Source organism: Acidobacteriota bacterium (assembly GCA_030697165.1).
Taxonomy (GTDB): domain Bacteria; phylum Acidobacteriota; class Vicinamibacteria; order Vicinamibacterales; family UBA2999; genus 12-FULL-67-14b.
The window spans coordinates 276,233-296,363 of sequence record JAUYQQ010000022.1; the positions used below are offsets into that span (position 1 = coordinate 276,233).

The following is a 20,131-nucleotide window of genomic DNA, read 5'->3' on the forward strand; positions in this document are numbered from 1 at the left end:
CCTAGGCACTCTATACTTGCCGCCGTATGGGTGCACACATGACTCGGCGGTGGAAGACACTATTGACCGTCGGCCTGCTGGCCCCGGCACTGACCGCCGTAATCACGCCGCTCGCACTACGGGCCGAGCGGCAGCCGGCGGCGCCGGCCGCTGAGGTCACCTTCACGCGCGACATCGCGCCGATACTCCAACGCAGCTGCGAGAACTGCCACCGCGCCGAAGGCGTGGCGCCCATGGCGCTGCAGACCTACGAGGAGGTGCGGCCGTGGGCGCGCTCCATCAAGCAGCGCACCGGCATTGGCCCGAAGGCCGGCGTCATGCCACCGTGGTACGTCGAGAAGAACATCGGCATCCAGAAGTTCAAGAACGATCCGTCGCTCAGCGCGGAGGAGATCCAGAAGATCGCGCGCTGGGCCGACAGCGGTGCGCCGCGCGGCAACCCGGCCGACCTGCCGCCCGCGCGCGTGTGGAACGACAGCTCGAGGTGGTCGATCGGCACACCCGATCTCGTCGTCAAGACCACGCCCATCCTGGTCAAGGGCACGTCGCCCGACTGGTGGGGCGAGATCCCGCGCGTGCCGACCGGCCTGACGGAAGATCGCTACGTCTCGGCCCTGGAGGTCAGGGAGGTCAACGACGTCGGGTCGAGTGGCACGGGCCGCGAAACCGTTGGCGGCCGTTTCGTGTTCCATCACATGATCTGGAGCACGCGCGTGATCGGCGACGAGGGCGCGCCGGCCGACCCGCTGGCGGCGGGTGACGACAGCACCTCGTGGCCAGTGCACGAGGTCGGCCGCGAAGCCGACTTCTTCGACCCCAAGTCGGCGCGGCTGCTGAAGGCCGGTTCGAGCATCGTCTCCGACTCGGTGCACCTGCACTCGAACGGCCGCGACACCACGGCGCATCTCGAGATTGCCTTCAAGTTCATGCCGCGGGGCTACCAGCCGGAGTACCGCCGTGCCACCTATGCGCTGGGCAACGGCGTCGACATCGACATCAAGGCGATGGAGGGCGGTCAGCAGCTGCACGCCTACGCGCTGCTGAAGGAGAACACCAAGATCCTGTCGTTCGAGCCGCACCTGCATGCGCCCGGCGCGCGCATGTGCCTCGAGGCGATCTGGGGCTACAACATCCAGACCATCAACTGCGTGGGCTACGACCACAACTGGGTCCGCGGTTACGACTACGACGATGACGCGGCGCCGCTATTGCCCAAGGACACCATCCTGCACATCGTCGGTTACATGGACAACTCGCCGTCGAACAAGAACGTGCCGGATCCGCGCAACTGGCAAGGCTCGGGTAATCGATCGGTCGCCAACATGTTCATCGACCTGGGCAACCGCGTGTTCCTGACCGACGAGCAGTTCCAGGCCGAGATGGCGGCACGGCGCGAGAAGCTGAAGCTGACGAGGAACAGCATCGTGATTGGCTGCCCGCTCTGCAATATTCCGCCGCCGCCCGCAGCGAGGCCACCGCAGTGACGGCGGCCGGAATGGTCCGGCTAGCCGCCTGCGTTCTGTCTGCATCTCTCGCGAGTGCGCAATCGCTGTCGTATTCGAGCGGGCAGAATGTGTCGCCGGCGTACGAAGGTTGGGAACAGGCGGCCGACGGCACGAAGTACTTCGTGTTCGGGTACATGAACCGCAACTGGGAAGAAGAGCTCGACGTGCCGGTGGGTCCCGACAACGGCTTCAACATCGGCGACGCCGACCAGGGCCAGCCCACGCGCTTTCTGCCGCGGCGCAACCGGTTCGTGTTTCGCGTGCCGGTGCCGGCGGGCTTTTCCGAGAAGGACGAGCTGATCTGGACCCTGACCACACAAGGGAAGTCGGAGAAGGCGTATGCGAGCCTGCGCCTCGACTACCAGATTGATGACGTGGTTCGGGCGTCGGAGACCGGCGCGCTCGGGGCTGGCTCGAGCAGCCCGGAAATTCGCGCCAACAAGCCGCCGACGCTCGAGGTGCAGGGACGCAAGGTCCTGAACGCGAAGGTCGGAGAGGCGGTCACGCTCGTCGTGCAGGTGGCCGACGACGGCGTGCCGAGGCGGCGGGGCTCGGGGCTGGCCGGCGCGGCCGTCGCCAATACCGGATCGCGGCGCGACACTGCGGCCGACCCACCAGCCGAATCGCAAGCGCCGGCGCGCGTGAACCGCGCGTGGTTGCCGCCGGCCCGGGTCACGGTCGGCAAGAACGTCGGCCTGCACGTGTCCTGGTTCGTCTACCGCGGCAAGGGCACGGTCACGTTCACACCCGACCAGGTGATGTCGTGGGAAGACACGCGCGCCGGCGCCAACTCGCCGTGGGCGCCGGTGTGGGTGCCACCGCCGATGCCGGCCGATGGGCACGTGTCGGTGCAGGCGACGTTCTCGGAACCCGGCGTCTACGTGCTGCGCGCGCGGGCCGACGACGGTGCGTTGACCGCCGACGGCCACGTCACCGTCACCGTTACGCGCTAGGGCCCGGCGCGGATGTGGCAACATCCACGGGTATGAAACCGGACGCGAAGGTCACGATCACTCGGGAAGAGGTGGATGTTCCGGAGTTTGTCCTGCGCGTCGATGGCGACCGGCTGGGCGGGCTCGACTACACGCTGCCCGAGACCGGCGTGATGCGGATCGAATATGTCGAGGTGTCGCCCGAGTTGCGCGGCACCGGCCTGGGGCGCCAGCTGGTCGCGGCCGCGGTGGACTGGGCGCGCGAGGGCGGGCTGAAGATTGTGCCCATCTGCGGCTACGCGCGCGCGGTCATCACGCGCGATCCCGAGATGAGCAAGCTGCTGCGCTGACCAAAAGACGGCCACAGATTACGCAGATTACACAGATTCAGTCACAGGTGCCGGCGCGCGCTGGCTCGTGAGAGCGGCCTGCGGCCGCTCCGCGGGCCTCACTGCGCAGCTCAGTCGACCAGGGAATTCAGCCAATGCTCAAGACTATCGAGCCGTCCGCTTTCGACCAGGCCAGCGAGCTGTCGGGCGGCACCTCGAACTGTCGTTCCATATGCGGAAATCGGGCCCAGGGGGTTCACATGGACTACAGAATTGAACAGTGCCCCATGGGGTCGACGTCGGCTGCATGCTGCCAGCAATCGAGCAGCATCGAATTCGTTTGTGATGAGTACGAACTCGAAATCTTTGCCGGCGTGTACCGCTATCTCACTGGCCTGTGGAATTCGTTGCATCAGGCCCGCGAGGACGTCTTCAAATCCCTCGCCGGCCAGATTCTTGCGCTTGTTTTCTGATCGAAGTAGAGCTGAATCTCACGTGTGAGACTGGGAGAATATCGGCGGGCGGCTCTGTGAGCCACGGGGCAAGCGACTCACGGATCAGGGACTCCAATGCGGCGCCAGACTCTAAGCAATCCACCTGTTACTGCGGGGCGCAATTCTTGCTCCACATTGCGCGGCGGACTTGGCGCGCGCTGGCATTGGAGCTGCGGCCCGCGGACGCCTGCGAAGCCGGCGTCTGGCCACGAACCAGCTGGCCCGAATTCAAGAGAGCCGTTTACGCCACCAGCGCTCTCTTGAATTCGCGCCAGCTGGCTCGTGAGAGCGGCCTGCGGCCGCTCCGCGGGCCCAATCGAATCTGTGTCATCTGTGTAATCGGTGGCCCGTCAAACCAGGCGCGCGACTTGAGGTAGGTTATCGGGATGCCGTTCATCGCTGTCAACGCCCTCCCGGTGCGCGAGATCTTTCCCGGCCTGCGCGCCCGTCTCATCCATACCGAACGCCAGACGCACTCGTGGGTCGAAGTTGACGCCGGCGCGTCGTTTCCCGAGCACCAGCATCCTCACGAGCAGATCGTCAGCGTCATCGAGGGAGAGTTGGAGGTGATCCTCGATGGGGTTGTGCATCGCTTGACCCCGGGATCGGTGTTGGTGATTCCGCCCGAGGCGCGTCACTCGGGCCACGGCGTCACTGACTGCCGCGTGCTCGACGTGTTCTCGCCGGCACGGGACGATTACCGGTAGTCGGGGATCAGGGATCAGGGATCAGGGATCAGGGATCAGGGATCAGGGATCAGGGATCAGGGATCAGGGATCAGGGCGGCCGAGCGTGATCTGCACGAAGTGAGTCGCGCCGTCGTCAACCAGCGGTATCGACCGGTGGTTCACGGCGGCGCCGTCCAGTTCGGCGCGGATGACGCCGTTCCCGGCGCGCTGGGGGTTGGCGACCTCGATTTGGTAGCGCGATGAGCCATGCCGCCACTCGATCGTGTAGGCGGACCACGACGAGGGCACGCAGGGATCGATCATGAACGTGTTGCCCCGCCGGCGCAGGCCCAGGATGCTTTCGAGGCCGGCCCGGTACAGCCACCCGGCCGAACCCGTGTACCAACTCCACCCGCCGCGCCCCGCGTGCGGCGGCCGGGCGTAGACGTCACCCGCCAGCACATACGGTTCCAGCCGGTAGCGCGCTGCTTCGGCGGCCGACCGCGAGTGGTTGATCGGGTTGATCATGTGGAACAGTTCGCTCGCCTCGTCGCCACTGCCGAGCCTGGCAATGGCCATCACCACCCAGACCGCGGCGTGCGTGTACTGGCCGCCGTTCTCGCGGATGCTGGGCGGATAGCCCTTGATGTAGCCGGGGTCCTGGTCCGACTTGTCGAACGGGGGCGTCAGCAGCAGGATCACCTTTGACTGCCGCGCGATCAGCGCGGCCCGGACCGCGTCCATGGCGCGCTCGGCGAAGCGGGTCGGCACCGCGCCCGAGAGCACGGCCCACGACTGCGCGATCGAGTCGATCACGCACTCGTCATTCTGGGCCGACCCGAGCGGCCGGCCATCGTCGTAGTAGCCGCGGCGATACCATTCGCCGTCCCACGCTTCCTCGAGGCGCGACGACAGGTCTCGGGCCTGTCGGCGATAGCGGGCGGCCAGGGTTCGTTCCTTGCGGCTCTCGCAGATCGGCACGAAGTCGGACAACACGTGGTGGATGAAGAAGCCCAGCCACACGCTTTCGCCGCGGCCCTCGGCGCCGACCCGGTTCATGCCGTCGTTCCAGTCGCCGGCGCCCATGAGCGGCAGGCCGTGCGCGCCGCTGGTCAAGCCGCGCTCGATGGCGCGGCGGCAATGCTCGAACAGGGTGCCGGTCTCTCCCGACAGCGTGGGCTGCTCGTAGGCCTCGGGTTCACCGGGTGGCAGCGGCGGCGCCGTGATGAAGGGGACCACCTCGTCCAGCACCCCGGTGTCGCCGGTCGTGCGCACGTACTCGGCGACCACGAACGGCAGCCAGAGCAGATCGTCCGAGCAGCGGCTGCGCAAGCCCCGTCCGGCCGGTTCGTGCCACCAGTGTTGGACGTCACCTTCGACGAACTGGCGCCCGGCGGCGCGCAGGATGTGCTCGCGCGCCAGCTGCGGTGCGGCGAGCAGCAGCGCCATCACGTCCTGCAGCTGGTCGCGGAAACCATAGGCCCCGCCCGGCTGGTAGTAGCCGGCGCGCGCCCAGATGCGGCACGACAGGTCCTGGTACACCAGCCAGCGGTTCATCAGCAGGTCGAATGAATCGTCCGGGGTCTTGACCTTGATCACGTCGAGGGTGCGATCCCAGAACTCCTGCACCTGCTCGAGGGCGGCGGTGGCCTGCGTGGGCGAGAGGTGGGCGTCGAGCAACTGCAGGGCATGGGCGCGGTTGCGGCCTTCACCGAGCACGAACACCACCTGGCGGGTCTCGCCCGGGTTGAGATGGACCCGCAGCTGCAGGGCCGCGCAGGGGTCGAGGCCGGCGCCGAACTCGCCGGTCAGGCTCTCGTCCTTGAGCGCAGCGGGATGCGTCGCGGAACCGTTGCGGCCGATGAACGAGCGGCGGTTGCCGGTGGCCGACACCGGCCGCTCGCTGGCTGCGGCAAAGCAGACGCGCCCGGCGAACTCCGTGTTGTAGGCGTTGGTCGCCAGCACGACGCCGCGAATCGGGTCGTAGTCGGTGATCACGTGCCGCTGTTCGGTTTCGCGCGGCGGCCCGATCACCCACTCGTTGTAGGCGAACACGCTCAGGTGCCGCGGCGACGGGGTGGTGTTGACCAGCGTCAGCTGCGAGTACTTCACCGGGTCGACCGCATCGACGAACACCTCGAGCGAGTGATGCACGCCCTCGAAGGATCGCGAGAACCGCGTGACGCCGGCGCCGTGCCGGATCAGGAAGCGCCCGCTCGCCCGGTGGCGCGCCATCGGGCCTGGCGTCGGCGACCACGCCGCGCCGGTGTCGTCGTCGCGAATGTAAATCGCCTCGCCACTCGGGTCGGTGACCGGATCGTTGGCAAACGGCGTCAGCCGGTTCTCGCGGCTGTTCTCGGACCAGGTGGTGGCGCCGCCGCTCGAGCTGAGCACGGTGCCGAAGCGGGGATTGCTGATGACGTTGGACCACGGCGCCGGCGTGTCCTGGTCGCCCTCGAGCACGATCGCGTAGGTCTTGCCGCCATCGGCGAAGCCGCCAAGGCCATTGGCCAGGGTGAGCGGCGGCACGCTGACGCTCATGCTGGGCCACGAGGGCGGCGCCAGCTCCGGCGTGGCCGGGTCGGTGAGGGTATCGGCGAGCGCCGGCAGCGTCAGCGAAATCAAGGGCGTCTGCGCCGGCCGGGCGAGGTGCGCGCGCAGGTCGCCGCGGCCCGATTCGAGCACCGCCCGCGCGACCGCATGAAACAGCATGCGCTCGGCGTGGCCCATCATGTCGGTGCGCAGCAGGAAGACGCCGCCCGGCTGGTGCTTCCACATGCGCCACGGCCCATCGTCCAAAAGCGAGGTCAGGCTCGACTGGACCTCGTCCATGTAGCTGATCGGGTGCTCGTTGAGGATCACGAGGTCGACCTTCAGGCCCTTGAGCCGCCAGTACTCCTGCGCCTCGAGGGCTTCGCGCACCAGGCCGAGGTCGTGCTCGAGGACGCGCACCAGCAGGATCGGCAGGTCGCCGGAGATGCCGTGCGACCACAGGCTGTTCTGGCCCATTTCGCTGGCGGCGAGCACGTCGGCGGCGGCGCGCAGCGAGCCATCGGCGCCGGCGACGCGCGAGGCCAGCCGTTCGAACAGCACCGCCTCGTCGCTCGCCACGTCCATGTGGCGGCGCGTGCTCTGCGAGTGGGCCAGCGCCAGGGCCAGCGTTCGGGCCGCGGTGCTCGGGTCGCGATAGGTCTGCGCGAGCGCCCGCGCGGTTTCGCGGTCGGGGGCGATGCCGGTGGCGAAGCACAGGCGCGCCGATTCGCCGGGCGCAATGCGCACGCGCTGGCGCAGGCTCAGGATCGGGTCCAGGACGAAGCCGGTGGTGCCCGACAACGGCCGGCCATCGAGGGCGATCGGGTTCTCGAGCGTGCGGCCGCGGCCGATGAAGCGGGCGCGATCGGTTTCCCATTCGAGGGGCCCTTGCGGGCGGCCCTCGAGGCTGATCACGTGCATGGCCCAGGTGCCGGCATCGCGGGAATCGCGCGGGCGGCGATGGCAGAGCAGCGCCGAGCGTTCCGGCATGTATTCGGTTTCGACGAACAACTTGCCGAAGGCAGGATGCGCGAAGTCATCGCGCATGGTGGCCAGCGCCACTTCGGCGTAGCTGGTCACGTCAATCTCGCGAATGCGGTCGCTGTGGTTCACCAGCTGCAGGTAGCGCACCTCGACGTCGTGTTCCGGGGCGACCGCGATCTCGAGGCGGGCGGCGATGTCCTGGCTCTTCGATTCGAAGAGCACCTTGTCGGGCAGGAACGTCGCCAGGTAACTGTCGGCGTCGTGGCGGGTCGGGTGATAGGTGGGCGACCACACGGCCTGGCTGCGGATGTCGCGCAGGTAGATGAAGTGGCTGCCGGGGTCGGTGGTCGCGTCCTGCCGCCGGCGCGTGACCGCCATGCGATCGGAGAAGCTGGCGCCGCCGCCGGCGTTGGTCACGACGGTCACGAACCTGCCGTTCGACAGGAACTGCGAGTGCGGGAACACCGTGTGCGGGGTCTTGTAGCGGCGCACCGGCACACCGAGGGCCGGCGTCGTCACCCGCATCTCGCCGAGCGGACGCGGTTCGGTGATGGGCTGCTGCCGCGGGATGCGTTCCTGCAACAGCAGCTCGGTCGCGCGCACCCGCGGGTCGGCATGGAACCGTTCGATCATCCGATCGCGGGTGATCGCGTTGGCGATCGCCACGAGCGACATGCCGGCATGGTGGGCGAAGAACGCCGGCACGACGACGCCCTCGCCGGCCTTGTGGCTGGCCCCGCCGCTGCCGCTGCGGTCGGTGTAGTCGATGGCTTCGAAGAAGCCGTAGTCGCCAAACATCCCCGCGTCGGCCAGCCGCCGCAGGTTGCGGGCGCTCCGGGCCGGATCGACGAGCACGGCGAGGGCGGCCGCGTACGGGGCAATGACCAGCTCGTCGCCGAGGCCGCGCTTCAGTCCCAGGCCGGGCACGCCGAACGCCTTGTACTGGTAGTTGCCGTAGCGATCGACCGCGGTGTACGCCGACTCGGAAATGCCCCACGGCGTGCCCCGGGCCGCGCCGTAGTCGATCTGCCGCCGCACCGCCATTCGGCACGACGTGTCGAGCAGCGTTTCCGGATAGCTGCGCATCAGCAGCAGCGGCATCAGGTACTCGAACAGGGTGGCCGACCACGACAGCAGGACCGGCGCGCCGTGCACGCTGGTGATCAGCCGGCCGAGCCGGAACCAGTGCACTTCGGGCACGTCACCCTTCGCGATCGCAATGAAGCTGGCGACGCGGGCCTCTGACGCGAGCAAGTCGTAGAAGGAGGCGTCGAGGCGCGCGCTGCCGAGCGGGTCGGCCAGGCGGTAGCCAATGGCAAACAACCGCCGCTTGCGGTCGTAGAGGAACGAGAAGTCCATTTCGTCGAAATAGATCGAGGCCCGCGCGGCGAGCGATTCGAGGCGGGCGGCCTGCGCCGGCGGGGTCGCCGCGTCGCGGGCGAGTTCCCGCAGGCCGACGGCGAGCGCCAGCAGCGCGCCGGCGAGGTTGCCGCTGTCGACCGTGGACACGTACTTCGGCAACAGCGGCTCGAGCGTCTTGGTGTCGTACCAGTTGAGCAGGTGGCCCTGGTGGTGCTCGAGCCGGTCGAGCGTGGTCAGGGTGCCTTCCAGGCGACCGAGCAGCGACCCGGTGTCGATGAAGCCGAGGTCGTGCGCCGACAGCGTCGCCAGCAGGCTCATCGCGATGTTGGTCGGCGAGGTCCGATGGGCCAAACGCGGTTCGGGATCGAACTGCACGTTGTCGGGCGGCAGGAACCGGTGCTCCTCGGTGACGAACGTGTCGAAGTAGCGCCAGGTCCGCTCCGCGACCGTCCGAAGGTAATCGCGGTCTTCGTCCGTGAGTGGCGGCCGCAGCGACGGCACCGGCCGGCTCAGCACGAACGCGATCAGCGGGGCGGCCACCCACAGCGCCAGGATCGGCAGCGCGACCGGCAGCGCCGCCGGCCGGACGGCGGCGACCGCCACGAGCGCGACGCCGGCGATGATCGGGCTGGCTCGCATCGCGTGATAGAACTCGGCCACGGCGAGCGTCCCGTGACGTTGGGCCACCGCCGCGGCCGTCTCCCATTGCAGCAGGCGGCCCTGCCCGCGCAGCAGCCGCGCCAGCGTGACCCCGACCGCGTGCAGCATGTCCCAGGCCTGGTGGGCGAGGAAGGTCAGCTGCAGCGCGACCCGCGCCAGGTCGGCCTCGAGGTCTTCGCCGGCGCCGCGCAGGTAGACGCGCGCGCCCTGGCCACGCTGGGGCCCGCCGAGCAGCTGCCCCAGCCGCGCGAGGACCGGAAAACCGATGGCGGCCAGCGCCAGCAGCGTCCAGGCCAGCGGCGCGCCGGGCAGCCAGGCCCAGCCGGCGATGAACCACGCCACCAGCGCCGGCGCCACCAGGCTGCGCCGCAAGTTGTCGAGGATCTTCCACCGCGAGATCACCGGCAGGCGGTTGCGCTCGAAGCCGGTGCGCGTCGGGACCCACGGGAACAGCCACCACAGGATCTGCCAGTCGCCGCGCACCCAGCGGTGCTGGCGTTTCGCATGCACCAGCACGTTCGACGGGTAGTCGTCGACCAGCTCGACGTCGGTGACGAGCGCCGCGCGCGCGTAAATGCCCTCGAACAGGTCGTGCGACAGCAGCGCGTTTTCGGGCACGCGGCCGTCCAGTGCCGCCGTGAACGCGTCGACGTCGTAGAGACCCTTGCCGGTGTAGATGCCTTCGCCGAACAGGTCCTGATACACGTCCGAGACCGCAGTGGTGTACGGATCGACGCCGGTGTGGCCGGCGTAGGTGCGCGCAAACAGCGAACCGGCCGCGCTGGCCATGGTCACGCTGACGCGCGGCTGCAACACGCCGTAGCCGTCCACCACCCGCTTGAGCGTGGGGTCCACGACCGCCTGGTTGAGGGGATGCTGGATGATGCCGATCAACTCCCGCGCCGCATCCCGCGGTAGCTGCGTGTCGGAGTCGAGCGTCAGGCAGTAGCGGACCCCCGGCAGCAGCTCGAGCGGCCCGACCGTGGTCGTGAAGCTGGTCTCGGTCGCGCCGCGCAGCAGGCGGTTGAACTCTTCGAGCTTGCCGCGCTTGCGCTCCCATCCCATCCACACCTGCTCGCGCGGGTTCCACAACCGCTCGCGATGGAACAGGAAGAAGCGCGGGTCGCCGGGGCTGTTGAACCGCGCGTTCAGCGCGGCGATGCCCTCGCGCGCGGCGGCCAGCACCGCCTCCTCGCCGGCCACCTGTGGCTGGTCGGCGTCGGCAAAATCGGTCAGCAGCGCGAAGTGGATCTGCGGATCGAGGTTGCCGATGGCGACCACCTCGAGGTGCTCCAGCCGGAGCTGGACGTTCTCGACCGACGTGATGATGGTGGGGATCACCACCATGGTGCGCGCCTCCTCGGGCACGCCGTCGGTGAGATCGAGGCGCGGCAGGCGGCGCGGCGGCACCAGCCTGGTGACGACCCGTTGCGCCAGCGCCAGCGCCAGGTCGCTGGCGGGAATCGCCAGCAGCAACGCCGCCCACACCAGGGCCAGTGGCCCGGCGCCGGCGGTGCGCGCGTACCAGAGGCCGCCGGCCGCCAGCAGCAGCGTCAGCGCCGCGATCGAACTGAGGTAGACGCCCGTGGCATGCCGCAACCCGAACCGCCGCAGCCGCTGGCCGAGCTTCGGCCGGTACGCCAGGTCGATCTCGAGACCCTCGCGGCCGTGGCCGACCAGGTGATAGCCCACGTGCGCCGCGGCCCGCGGCCCCTTCTTCTCGGCCGCCTGGCGCGCCGACTCCACCGCCTTGAGCGCGACGCGAATCTGCGCCTCGCCGCTCGCTTCGGCCAGCGCCTCCACCGCCTGGCGCTGGCGATCGCGGCTCAGGAAGTCCATCCGCGCGAACATCCCGCTCGGATCGCGGCGCAGGACGTTGTCAACCAGGCTGACCGATTCGACGTAGTGGCGCCAGTCGATCGTGGCGCACAGCCGGAGGCTGGTGATGGCGTTGGCGACCGAGGCCTGGCTGGTCGCCTGCCGCTGGTGTTCGATGCGGACGATTTCTTCGGCCACGGTGCCGCGCGCGATCAGGTGCGCCTCGAGCGCCGCCCGCAGCGGCGAGCGACGGGCGTCGTACTCGCGCGCGCGGTGCAGCATCTGCACCAGGTACGCATCGTGCGCGTCGATCGGGATCTGCACCTCGGCCTCGGCCGACCCGGCATCGATGCGGGCGACGTGCCGGTCGGCGGTCAGCCGGGCGGTGCGGGCGGCGGACACCTCGGCCACCAGCCGGCGCAGGTTTTCAACGAGCGCCAGCTTCAGCATGAGCGGCCACGCCCACAGCTCGCCGAGGGTCAGGGGCGCCACGCGCTGGTAGCTATTGAGGAACTGCGTCAGCTGGGGGACATCGAGGCGGCTGTCGCTATGCCGCAGCAGTTCGACGGCGATGGCATAGATGCGCGCCTCGCCCGCTTTCTCGCGCGTGGCCAGGGCCGGCAGCTGACGGTAGAACCGGCGCGGCAGGTGCTGCCGAATCTCGACAATCTCGGCCGAGATCAGATGGTAGTTGTCGAGAAACCACTCGGTGGCCGGCGTGACGAACTCGCCGTCGTGCACGTCTTCGGCCAGGGTCTGATAGCCATCGCGCAGGACGCGGGCATTATGGTTGAGCCGGGCGTAGATGCCGCGGGCCCGCCGCCGCTGGGGATCGACGGTAAAACTCGCCGCCAGGGCGAGCGCCCGCTCCTCGAGGCGTTCCGAGCTCAGCAGCTCGTCACGGAACGGTTTGTGGCTGTCGTCGTCGGTCGTCCAAGCGTGGAAGAACAGTTTCGTCGCCTGCAGCTATAGCGTATCCCGCCCGAGCCCGCGATGGGCAGGCGATCGCGTGGCGGCTTGCCAATCGGGCGCCGCTCAGCAGCCCGGGTGACCGCAGTCACACTTCAGTTCCGACACATCCTTCGCTGTTTCGCAGTGCGCGCTGCAGTACTTGCCGTGCGCACCGTTGTCGGGAACCAGGCATTTGCACGCCGGGTGGGCGCACTTGTTCAGGTCTTTCATGGGGAACTCCTTTAAGGCGTATACGAGGCGATTGACCAGCCGGACGAGCGCAGGCGATCGGCAATCACCGCGTGCCGCTGCAACGCCGAGGCCTGGTTCCGGAACGTTTCGACGATGCCGCCCTTGACGTCCCAGTGGGGCAACGTGATGACGCTGAAGCCGCTCGCGCCGTTCCTGGTGATGCCGCAGGTGAGCAGGCGATTGCGCATGCGGAACTGCCAACGCAGCATTTCGCCGGCGGGTGAGGTGAGGGGATTCGTGATCGTCTCCATAGCTCTTTACATACTCAAGATCGATGCCAGCCTGGAACCGCCCGCCCGCGGCGATATGCCGCGCTGCCTACCCATTGTGGGCAACCAATGGGTCAGGCATCGCCATGGCGACCGCCGGCGGCTGGACAGATGAGCCGTGATTGTCTTTAAATCGGCGTCATGCGTCCCGAGGCTTCGTGGGTAGACCGGCAGGCTTACCCGTTTCAATCCCGCTACCAATCCCTCTCGGCCGGCGAGATGCACTACGTGGACGAAGGCACCGGCGACCCCGTCCTCCTGGTCCACGGCACCCCGACCTGGTCGTTCGAATACCGGCATCTGATCGCCGCGCTGTCGAAACACCACCGCTGCATCGCGCCCGATCACCTCGGGTTCGGCCTGTCCGAGCGGCCGGCCGGCTTTGCCGGCACGCCCGAAGCGCACGCCGCCGCGCTTGGCGAGTTCGTCGATCGACTTGGCCTGGATCGGGTGACGCTGGTCGTGCACGACTTCGGCGGACCGATTGCCCTGCCGCTGGCGTCGCGATTGAAGCCGGCCGTGGCTCGCGTCGTGGTGCTCAATAGCTGGGCGTGGCCCCTTGATGATGACCCGGACATGGTGCGGGCGGCGCGCCTGGTGGGGGGCGCTGTGGGGCGATGGTTGTACAAGTACGCCAACATCGAGTTCCGGCTGATCGTGCCGTCGGCCTACGGCGATCGCCGCAAGCTCACCGGCGCGATCCTGCGCCAGTATTCGGCGGCGTTTGACGATCGTCAGGCGCGCGGCCAGGTGCTGCACACGCTCGCGGCGGCGCTGCTGGGCTCTCGCGCGCATTACCAGTCGGTACTGGACGGCATGGCCGGCCTGCGAGCGTTGCCTGTGCTGATCGTCTGGGGCCTGAAAGACAGTTTCTTCAAGCCGCACTACCTCGCACGATGGCAACAACTGCTGCCCGAGGCGACGGTCGTCACGCTCCCCGGTGCCGGCCACTAGCCGCACGAGGAGGAACCGGCGCGCGTGATCGAGGAGATCGAGCGCTTCCTGAATCAAGTGAATTAAGATTGTCGGGCAGACATGCCCAATATCCTTCAGCGCCTTCCGGTCGGCGAGAACGTCGGCATTGCCTTTTCAGGCGGCCTCGATACCAGCGCCGCGCTGCACTGGATGCGCGCCAAGGGCGCGGTGCCGTTCGCCTACACCGCGAACCTGGGTCAGCCAGACGAGGCCGACTACGACGAGATTCCGCGCAAGGCGATCGGCTACGGCGCCGAGAAGGCGCGCCTGATCGAGTGCCGCGAACAGCTGGTGGCCGAAGGCATGGCCGCGTTGCAGTGCGGCGCGTTCCACATCACCACCGCAGGGCAGACCTACTTCAACACCACGCCGCTTGGCCGCGCGGTCACCGGCACCATGCTGGTCGCCGCCATGCGCGAGGACCACGTCAACATCTGGGGCGACGGCAGCACGTATAAGGGCAACGACATCGAGCGGTTCTATCGCTATGGCCTGCTCGCCAATCCCAGCCTGCGCATCTACAAGCCGTGGCTCGACCAGACCTTCATCGACGAGCTCGGTGGCCGCAAGGAAATGTCGGAGTACATGATCCGGCACGGCTTCCAGTACAAGATGAGCGTCGAGAAGGCCTACTCGACCGACTCGAACATTCTTGGCGCCACGCACGAAGCCAAGGACCTGGAATTCCTCAACAAGGGCATCACCATTGTCCAGCCGATCATGGGCGTCGCCTTCTGGCGCGACGACGTGGCGGTGAGGGCCGAGACCGTGACCATCCGGTTCGAAGAAGGGCACCCGGTCGCGTTGAACGGCAAGACCTTCGCGACCGCGCTCGACATGTTCATGGAGGCCAACGCCATTGGCGGCCGCCACGGCCTGGGCATGAGCGATCAGATCGAGAACCGCATCATCGAAGCGAAGAGCCGCGGCATTTACGAGGCGCCGGGGCTCGCGCTGTTGTTCATCGCCTACGAGCGGCTGATCACCGGTATCCACAACGAAGACACCATCGAGCAGTACCGCAACAACGGCCGTCGCCTCGGACGACTGCTGTATCAGGGCCGCTGGTTCGATCCGCAAACGCTGATGCTGCGCGAGAGCGCCCAGCGCTGGGTGGCGCGCCCGGTGACGGGGGAGGTCACGGTGGAGCTGCGACGCGGCAACGACTACTCGATTCTCGAAACCGCGAGCCCGAACCTGACTTACAAGCCGGAGCGCTTGACGATGGAGAGGGGCGAGGAAGTGTTCTTCACACCGCAGGATCGCATTGGCCAACTGACCATGCGTAACCTCGATATCGTCGATACGCGCGAGAAGCTGATGATCTATACCCAGCAGGGCCTGATCTCGCCGTCGACGTCCAGTGGCTTGCCGCAGTTGCCGGAAGCCAAGAAGGACAAGGACTAAGGCACCCTAGGCACTCTAGGCACCTTAGGCACCCTACTTCAAATACAACACCCCAAGATCCTCGCTATACCATTCGCGCAGCAGCAGGTAATTCGACAGCTGCACGAAGATGTGATCGACGGGATCGGTAAGGTTCTGCTCCCATTGCGCCCGCACGTCGGGTTCGAGACGCAGGGTGAGCGTGAGCCACTTGTTGCCCGACTGCGTGCTGCGGCTGATCAGCGCATAGGCTTCCCACCCTGAGCGCATCAACCGAAAGCGTTCCTGTTGGACGTGCGCGGGCGAGCCATCGGCCCACAGGCACATGCGGCCGGTCAGCGACCAGGTCGGCGGGTCCTTGACGAGTTCGGCTTCCTGATCCCAGATCATTGCGGCCTCTTTATATCGCGATTGTGTATAGATTGGTCAGCCGGGTGATAGTGCGGCTTCGACCAGCGATCTGGCCCATTCAGGCGTGCGACCGAGGGCGACCGGGTCGGTCGGGGAAGGGTGGACCAGACGTCCCTGCTCCAGCACCATTACGAGCACCGGGTCGGGGACCGGGTCGCCGGTTGCCGCCTCGGTGGAGTTGTCGTGGACGCTCAGGTGCGTCAGGTGCGGCATCAGGGCGATCAGATTGCGTTGTGCCTGCGGATAGCGGGCCCGGATCTTCGCTTCGGGAATGTCGTGGCCGCCTCGAGACACGCGGGCACGAACCCGCGCCAGATGCCGCTCGGGCGAATCAAGCCCGCAAAACCAGATAATGACGTCGTGCGTACCCGCTGCCGCCGCGATCTTCGTCGCGATGGTCTGCCCGCCCAGGGTCGTCTCGAACGCGTACGATTGCCCGCCAGCGATCGCTTCGTCGAGCCTGCGCACACCCTCGGACCAGGCGTGCCCATTGGCCGTTTCCTGATCGCATCCCGTGGCCGCGATCAACTCGCGCGCAAACGTGTCGGGGTTGAACCAGGTCAGACCGGCGCGCGTGAGGAGGTGACCGCCGATGGAACTCTTGCCGGCGCCGTTTACGCCGGCCAGCACGTAAAGTACCGGCCGCGCCATCAGTATCCCGAGCCGGCCTTCACCTTGCCGCGAAGTTTCGCCGGAGTCTTGCTGATCGCGCGCAGCCGATCTCCGGCATCAGGCTGTTGCAAGGCGGCGAGCCGTTCGTCAAAACGGCGGCGGAGCGACTCCAGCCCGGCTTCTGCTTTCGATGTGTTCGCATCCACCACCGCGAGCAGGCGGGTGTATTCCTGGGCTGAGACGATCACCGCTTCGGGCTCTGAGTGATTCGTCACTACGACGGTTCCACTAGCCGCGAGGGTGCGCATGACCCCCCGCCAGCCACGCTTCTTGAGGTCTGAGGCGGGGATGTTCGGGAGGTCAGCCAAGGTGGAACGCATGGGTGAATTATACCCTAAATGGGTAAAATACCCAGAAAGGGCTCACGGGCACCCTTGTCGTTAGCTCTTTTCGATCGTCACGGACTTCACGACAATTTCCTTGGCCGGACGGTCCTGCGCGCCGGTCTTGACCTTGCCGATGGCGCGGACGATCTCGATGCCTTCGGTGACCTCGCCAAAAATGGCGTGCTTGTTGTCGAGCCACGGCGTCGGCGCCAGGGTAATGAAAAACTGGCTGCCGTTACTGTTGGGGCCGGAGTTGGCCATCGACAGGATGCCGTCGCGATCGTGGCGCAGGCCGGGGCCGAACTCGTCGGCGAACTTGAAGCCCGGGCTGCCCATGCCGTTGCCCATCGGGCAACCGCCCTGGATCATGAAGCCGTCGATCACGCGGTGGAAGATCAGGCCGTCATAGAACGGCTTGCTGACCTTGGCCCCGGACTTCGGGTCGGTCCATTCCTGCGTGCCGGTGGCGAGGCCCACGAAGTTGGCCACGGTCTTGGGCGCCTTGTCGTCGTAGAGCTTGACCTTGAAGGTGCCCTCAGAAGTCTCAAATGTTGCTGTCGTCATTTGTCCATCATAACAAGCAGGGGGCCTAAGGTGCCTACGGTGCCTACGGTGCCTACGGTGCCTACGGTGCCTAGGGTGCCTAGGGTGCCAGGGTGCCAGAGTGCCAGGGTGCCAGGGTGCCAGGGTGCCAGGGTGCCAGGGTGCCAGGGTGCTGAGATAATGCGGCAAATGCGAATCCTGCTCACGGTCGGCTTGGTATTCTCGGCTTGTCTGGCGGTAGCTCAGACGCCCTTTAGTGGGGTCGTCGAGACAGCTGTGGAGAACGGCCGGCAGCTCAAGGGGCAGGTCGCCTTGACGATCGACGGCAAGCCCGTCAGCAAGCGCTTCGTCACGCGCGTACCGGTCAAGGACTGGAACGGGTCGCTGGTGATCGGCGCACATGGCGGATCTGGCGGCAACGCGGTCGATCGGGCCGGGCGGGTGTATGCCACCAGCGAAACCGCGTTGGACGATGTGATCGGGCAGTACGCGCTGGCCAACGGGTTTGCGTATGCGAGCGTCGATCGTGATGGCGCCATCTCGTCACGCGGCGGTCTGCAGCTGACCTATGAGTTCGCTGACCTTGCCAAAGCAGAAATCGCGCGTCTGGCCGGTCGGGCGCCGGCACACACCTACCTGGTCGGGTTATCGATGGGCGGCGGCATCGCTCGCCTCGCGGCCGAAGATTCCGAGAAGCGTTTCGCCGGTACGCTGATCATCGCCGGCGCCGGCGGCGACCTGGTGACGCGGCTCGATCGCCTCACGAAGATGAACGGGCTGTGGCGCCTGATCGATCCGCTCGCCCACATCGGCATGTCGTCGGACGATACCAGGATGATCGCGTACGCGGCGGCGGTCGGCACGCCGGTGGAGGCCCGCCGGCTGTGGCCGTACACCGGGTCAGGCGCGGCGGCGGCCATCAAGCAGGCCCAGACCGCCACCGAAGAAATCACCGGCGAGCTGCAGGTCCCGACGATTGAGGTCGTCGGCACCTGGGACGACCTGGTGATCAGGGAGATCCGCGCGTATCGCCTGCGCGCGCAGCCGGCCGATCGCCACCGCCTCTATCAAGTGACCGGCGTCTGGCACATGTCGGGTGATGACGATGGGGTGCAGGGGTTTCAGTACGCCGCCGACACGCGGATGCGGCTCAATAAGGATGTCGCCGACGCGATGGGCGAGGGGCCGTCGTACATCCCGACGGTGCGCGAGGCGTTCGACCAGCTGGTTCGCTGGGTGGAGAAGGGCGCGTCACCACCCGCGAGCCAGACCATCGAGCCTGGTCAGCGGCTCAGCGACCGCTAAAGCGGTCGCTCTCCGAACGTCAAGACAGCGTAGGGTGTTTCTTGTGCCACTCCGTGGCTTGTTCGTAGGCGAGCGCCACGCGGCATACCGTCGCTTCGTCGTACAAGCGGCCCGTGACCATGATCGACGCCGGCATGTTGTCGATGAACCCGCACTTGAGCGCCAGAGCCGGGTGACCGGTCAGGTTGGTGATGGTCAGGCTCGCGCTGCCGGGCGCCGGGCTCAGGAACACGTCGTACTGCGACATCAGCTTGTCCATCTCCTGCATCAGCAGCCGTCGCGCCCGCATGGCGCGGATGTACTCCACCGCGGGAATGAAGCGCGAACTGCGGAAGGTGTTGGGCCAGTCACCTGGTGATTGCGCCGTGAGCGTCGCCAGCTTCTCCTTGTCGCGCGTCAGATCGTCGAACGCGGCCGCCGCCTCGGCGCTCAGCACGAAGCCGATCGAGCCGGTCGGAAAGTCGGGCATGGCAATCGGCTCCAGCTTGGCGCCGGCCTTGCGGAACACATCAAGCGCCTGCGCGTACATCGCTCTCCGGGCGTCCGCGGTGGTCCGTTGCGCTTCGGTCGGATTCGGATTGTTTGGCGCTGCTTCGAGCTCCTTCTGGATGTAGCCGATCCGGAGTGAACCTAACGGCCGATCTGGCGACCACTCGAACGGCGCGTCCGTCACGGTGCCGTCACGGCCGTCGGATCCGTAAATGGCGTTCAACACCAGCACGCAATCCTCCACCGATCGACACATCGGCCCAATCTTGTCCATCGTCCAGCTGAGCGCCATGGCGCCGTGCCGGCTGACGCGGCCATAAGTGGGGCGGAGGCCCGTGACCCCGTTGGTCACCGACGGCGAGATGATCGAGCCGAGCGTTTCGGTGCCGATCGAGAAGCCCACGAGTCCGGCGGCCGTGGCGGCGCCAGGACCAGCAGACGACCCGCTAGAGCTGCGCTCGGTGTTCCAGGGATTGCGCGTCGAGCCGCCAAACCACACGCCGCCCTGTGCCAGCGCACCCATCGACAGCTTGGCGACGAGCACGGCACCGGCGTCGCGCAGGCGCTCGACCACGGTGGCATCCACGTCGATGACTTGATCCTTGTACGGCGTGGCGCCCCAGGTGGTCTTGATGCCCTTGGTGGCGAGCAGGTCTTTGGCGCCCCACGGGATGCCGTGAAGGGGACCGCGATACTTCCCGGCCTTGATCTCGGCGTCGGCGGCGGCCGCCTGCTTGAGGGCGAGCTCCTCGGTCAACGTGACCACGCACTTGAGCGTGTCGCCGTGCTTCTTCAAGCGCTCCAGATAGAGCTTCGTCAGCTCGGTTGATGTGATCCGCTTGCTTTCAATCAGCGTCGCCAGGGCCGTAACCGGCAGGAAGGCGATCTGATCGGGCGTGAGGTTGGCGGGCACCGTCGTCCTGGTCACCTTGAGGCGCGCGCCGGGCGTGGCTTTGCCGGTCGGCTTCTTGCCGGGCAGGTAGGGCCGGAAGGTGATGGCCGGCTCGGTGTCGAGCGGGATGTTCAGCTTGCGCAACTCCTCGTAACTCTGGAGGTTGCGATTCACGCTGCCCAGCGCCATCTGCTCCTCGGCCTCGGTGAAGTCCACACCGAAAATGCTCTCGGCGGCGTCGAGTCGCAGGCGGTCGATGCGCGGCGGAGCGGCGGCAGGGGCCTGGGCCAGGGCGGGGGCGGCGGCACCAGCGGCAAAGGCAGAAGTCAATGTCGAGAAGAACCGTCGTCTGTTCATAAAGGGACCTGCTCCATTT

At 67.3% G+C, this 20,131-nt stretch carries 16 protein-coding genes; 9 read left to right on the forward strand and 7 right to left on the reverse strand.

Annotated features, from left to right (window positions below):
- Positions 1-38: 38 nt before the first annotated feature.
- The 5 genes from Q8T13_20870 (at position 39) to Q8T13_20890 (ending at position 3,967) form a co-directional block, all read left to right on the forward strand.
- Positions 39-1,484, forward strand: coding sequence for a hypothetical protein (locus Q8T13_20870; GenBank protein ID MDP3720224.1), 1,446 nt, complete (start codon positions 39-41; stop codon positions 1,482-1,484).
- Positions 1,485-1,573: 89 nt separating this feature from the next.
- Positions 1,574-2,458, forward strand: a complete 885-nt coding sequence (locus tag Q8T13_20875) for a hypothetical protein (GenBank protein ID MDP3720225.1) — start codon at positions 1,574-1,576, stop codon at positions 2,456-2,458.
- A gap of 32 nt (positions 2,459-2,490) precedes the next feature.
- Complete coding sequence (locus tag Q8T13_20880; GenBank protein MDP3720226.1) at positions 2,491-2,787, forward strand: GNAT family N-acetyltransferase; 297 nt, start codon at positions 2,491-2,493, stop codon at positions 2,785-2,787.
- 134 nt (positions 2,788-2,921) lie between these two features.
- Positions 2,922-3,239, forward strand: coding sequence for a hypothetical protein (locus Q8T13_20885; GenBank protein MDP3720227.1), 318 nt, complete (start codon positions 2,922-2,924; stop codon positions 3,237-3,239).
- Between the two features lie 407 nt (positions 3,240-3,646).
- Entirely contained in the window at positions 3,647-3,967 is a 321-nt protein-coding gene (locus Q8T13_20890; protein MDP3720228.1) for a cupin domain-containing protein, read from the forward strand.
- Between the two features lie 63 nt (positions 3,968-4,030).
- On the opposite strand, the gene Q8T13_20895 is transcribed toward Q8T13_20890, so the two are convergent.
- Positions 4,031-12,025 carry a glucoamylase family protein gene (locus tag Q8T13_20895; GenBank protein ID MDP3720229.1) on the reverse strand — a complete coding sequence of 2,665 codons (7,995 nt, stop codon included), beginning with the start codon at positions 12,023-12,025 and terminating at the stop codon, positions 4,031-4,033.
- Between Q8T13_20895 and Q8T13_20900 the strand changes: the two genes are divergently transcribed.
- Positions 12,020-12,256 (forward strand): hypothetical protein, encoded by a 237-nt coding sequence (locus Q8T13_20900; protein MDP3720230.1) that lies wholly within the window; start codon positions 12,020-12,022, stop codon positions 12,254-12,256. The two genes, Q8T13_20895 and Q8T13_20900, sit on opposite strands and share 6 nt — an antisense overlap.
- 221 nt (positions 12,257-12,477) lie before the next feature.
- Here the strand turns inward: Q8T13_20900 and Q8T13_20905 are convergent, their stop codons facing one another.
- Positions 12,478-12,738 carry a hypothetical protein gene (locus Q8T13_20905; protein ID MDP3720231.1) on the reverse strand — a complete coding sequence of 87 codons (261 nt, stop codon included), beginning with the start codon at positions 12,736-12,738 and terminating at the stop codon, positions 12,478-12,480.
- A gap of 159 nt (positions 12,739-12,897) precedes the next feature.
- Here Q8T13_20905 and Q8T13_20910 point away from each other — a divergent pair, with 159 nt between their 5' ends.
- Together Q8T13_20910 and argG are read left to right on the forward strand one after the other, a co-directional pair.
- On the forward strand, positions 12,898-13,710 hold the full coding sequence (locus Q8T13_20910) for an alpha/beta fold hydrolase (protein MDP3720232.1): 813 nt from the start codon (positions 12,898-12,900) through the stop codon (positions 13,708-13,710).
- 81 nt (positions 13,711-13,791) lie between these two features.
- Positions 13,792-15,138: an argininosuccinate synthase gene (gene argG / locus Q8T13_20915; protein MDP3720233.1), complete on the forward strand. Its 1,347-nt coding sequence runs from the start codon at positions 13,792-13,794 to the stop codon at positions 15,136-15,138.
- A 33-nt stretch (positions 15,139-15,171) separates the two neighbouring features.
- Here argG and Q8T13_20920 read toward each other — a convergent pair whose 3' ends face one another.
- From Q8T13_20920 to Q8T13_20935, 4 genes are read right to left on the reverse strand one after another with little or no spacing between them, the layout of a single operon-like run.
- A complete protein-coding gene (locus tag Q8T13_20920; GenBank protein MDP3720234.1) occupies positions 15,172-15,507 on the reverse strand; it encodes a hypothetical protein in 336 nt (111 codons plus the stop codon).
- A 36-nt stretch (positions 15,508-15,543) separates the two neighbouring features.
- Positions 15,544-16,179 carry a hypothetical protein gene (locus Q8T13_20925; protein ID MDP3720235.1) on the reverse strand — a complete coding sequence of 212 codons (636 nt, stop codon included), beginning with the start codon at positions 16,177-16,179 and terminating at the stop codon, positions 15,544-15,546.
- Positions 16,179-16,520 (reverse strand): type II toxin-antitoxin system prevent-host-death family antitoxin, encoded by a 342-nt coding sequence (locus Q8T13_20930; protein ID MDP3720236.1) that lies wholly within the window; start codon positions 16,518-16,520, stop codon positions 16,179-16,181. The genes Q8T13_20925 and Q8T13_20930 overlap by 1 nt, the downstream gene beginning before the upstream one ends.
- Positions 16,521-16,580: 60 nt before the next feature.
- Entirely contained in the window at positions 16,581-17,090 is a 510-nt protein-coding gene (locus Q8T13_20935; protein MDP3720237.1) for a peptidylprolyl isomerase, read from the reverse strand.
- A gap of 168 nt (positions 17,091-17,258) precedes the next feature.
- On the opposite strand from Q8T13_20935, the gene Q8T13_20940 reads away from it, so the two are divergent.
- On the forward strand, positions 17,259-18,374 hold the full coding sequence (locus tag Q8T13_20940; GenBank protein MDP3720238.1) for an alpha/beta hydrolase domain-containing protein: 1,116 nt from the start codon (positions 17,259-17,261) through the stop codon (positions 18,372-18,374).
- A 19-nt stretch (positions 18,375-18,393) separates the two neighbouring features.
- Here Q8T13_20940 and Q8T13_20945 read toward each other — a convergent pair whose 3' ends face one another.
- Positions 18,394-20,112 carry an amidase gene (locus Q8T13_20945; protein MDP3720239.1) on the reverse strand — a complete coding sequence of 573 codons (1,719 nt, stop codon included), beginning with the start codon at positions 20,110-20,112 and terminating at the stop codon, positions 18,394-18,396.
- Positions 20,113-20,131: the final 19 nt, after the last annotated feature.

Coding starts and splice junctions, on each gene's coding strand:
- Q8T13_20870 (MDP3720224.1), top strand. CDS start 39: ATGACTCGGCGGTGGAAGACACTATTGACCGTCGGCCTGCTGGCCCCG.
- Q8T13_20880 (MDP3720226.1), top strand. CDS start 2,491: ATGAAACCGGACGCGAAGGTCACGATCACTCGGGAAGAGGTGGATGTT.
- Q8T13_20885 (MDP3720227.1), top strand. CDS start 2,922: ATGCTCAAGACTATCGAGCCGTCCGCTTTCGACCAGGCCAGCGAGCTG.
- Q8T13_20890 (MDP3720228.1), top strand. CDS start 3,647: ATGCCGTTCATCGCTGTCAACGCCCTCCCGGTGCGCGAGATCTTTCCC.
- Q8T13_20905 (MDP3720231.1), bottom strand. CDS start 12,738: ATGGAGACGATCACGAATCCCCTCACCTCACCCGCCGGCGAAATGCTG.
- Q8T13_20910 (MDP3720232.1), top strand. CDS start 12,898: ATGCGTCCCGAGGCTTCGTGGGTAGACCGGCAGGCTTACCCGTTTCAA.
- argG (MDP3720233.1), top strand. CDS start 13,792: ATGCCCAATATCCTTCAGCGCCTTCCGGTCGGCGAGAACGTCGGCATT.
- Q8T13_20920 (MDP3720234.1), bottom strand. CDS start 15,507: ATGATCTGGGATCAGGAAGCCGAACTCGTCAAGGACCCGCCGACCTGG.
- Q8T13_20925 (MDP3720235.1), bottom strand. CDS start 16,179: ATGGCGCGGCCGGTACTTTACGTGCTGGCCGGCGTAAACGGCGCCGGC.
- Q8T13_20930 (MDP3720236.1), bottom strand. CDS start 16,520: ATGCGTTCCACCTTGGCTGACCTCCCGAACATCCCCGCCTCAGACCTC.
- Q8T13_20935 (MDP3720237.1), bottom strand. CDS start 17,090: ATGACGACAGCAACATTTGAGACTTCTGAGGGCACCTTCAAGGTCAAG.
- Q8T13_20940 (MDP3720238.1), top strand. CDS start 17,259: ATGCGAATCCTGCTCACGGTCGGCTTGGTATTCTCGGCTTGTCTGGCG.
- Q8T13_20945 (MDP3720239.1), bottom strand. CDS start 20,112: ATGAACAGACGACGGTTCTTCTCGACATTGACTTCTGCCTTTGCCGCT.